This window comes from Nocardia farcinica (assembly GCF_029867845.1).
In the GTDB taxonomy this organism is placed as follows: Bacteria; Actinomycetota; Actinomycetes; order Mycobacteriales; family Mycobacteriaceae; genus Nocardia; species Nocardia farcinica_A.
Map to the genome: position 1 here is coordinate 1 of NZ_JARWRU010000425.1, position 1,091 is coordinate 1,091.

The window sequence follows — 1,091 nt, forward strand, 5'->3', positions numbered from 1 at the left end:
GCTCCACACTCACACTGTCCGGCCCGAAGCGGTCGACCAGCTCGTGCAACGCCGCCTCGGCCCTCGGCAGGCCCGCCTCGCCCGCGGCCAGATCCTCGGCCAGCGCGCCGCGCAGATGGCCTTTGCGGCAGCCGGTGAGGATGTGCCAGTGCCCGCCCGCGGCGGCGGTGAGCCGGTCGTAGTCGTAGCGGAGGACGCCCTTCTCCCCCGCCGCCAGATGCGCGGCGGCGATCTCGCGGGAGAGCCTGCGATAGCCCTCCTGGCCGCGGGCCAGCACCAGCAGATGCGGGCCGGGCGGGTCGGGATCGCCGGTGCGGGGCGCGGAGTCGACGGCCCCGGGCGGGCTCAGCGACAGCTCGGCGCCGAAGACGGTGGCGATGCCCCACTCCTGGGCCGCCTCCGAGAAACGCACGGTGCCGTGGAAGCCGTCGTGGTCGGTCAGGGCGATGGCCTCCAGGCCGAGCCGCACGGCCTCCTCGACCAGTTCCTCCGGTGTGCTCGCGCCGTCGAGGAAGCTGTAGGCCGAGTGCGCGTGCAGTTCGGCGTAGGGCACGGCCGGGCTCTCGGCGGCCGGGATCGGCGCGGGCCGGTAGGGCTCGCGACGCGCCGACCAGGCGGGGCTGTCGCCGCCGTCGCCCGGGGTGTCGGCGCGACGGCCCGGCCGCCCGGAGAGCAGCCGTTCCAGTTCCGACCAGGAGGGCGGGCCCGAATCCCAGACCACGGCAGCCCCTAGGCGCTGCGCAGGCGCTGGGTCTCGCCCGCCCGCAGGGCTTCCTCGACGCGGTCGAGGCCGGTGCGGATCAGCGCACCGTAGGCGTCGTCGGCGAGGATGCGCAGGTGGCCGCGGGCGATGGCGAGCTGCATGCGCGCGGCGTCGAAATCGCCGACCCTGCGGTGACTGTCGGCCAGGTTCAGATACAGCGATGGCAGAAAGCAGCGCATGCCCTCGTCCAGTGCGACGCCGGGGGTGAAGATGCAGGCCAGCGCGCCCCGGAGACCCGCCCCCCCCCCGGGGGGATCGGGACGGGGGGAGCGGCGGGGGAGTTGGGCCCCCCCCCGGGGGGAACCCCCCCCCGCCGGCGGCACCCCCG

1 protein-coding gene and 1 pseudogene are annotated in these 1,091 nt (G+C 76.1%); both read right to left on the reverse strand.

The window, feature by feature from the left end:
* A partial coding sequence (locus QH283_RS09020) for a PHP domain-containing protein (RefSeq protein ID WP_280502563.1) occupies positions 1-721 on the reverse strand: 721 nt, incomplete at its 3' end.
* Positions 722-729: 8 nt separating this feature from the next.
* A pseudogene (locus QH283_RS09025) lies at positions 730-1,091 on the reverse strand (hypothetical protein); the annotation flags it as partial.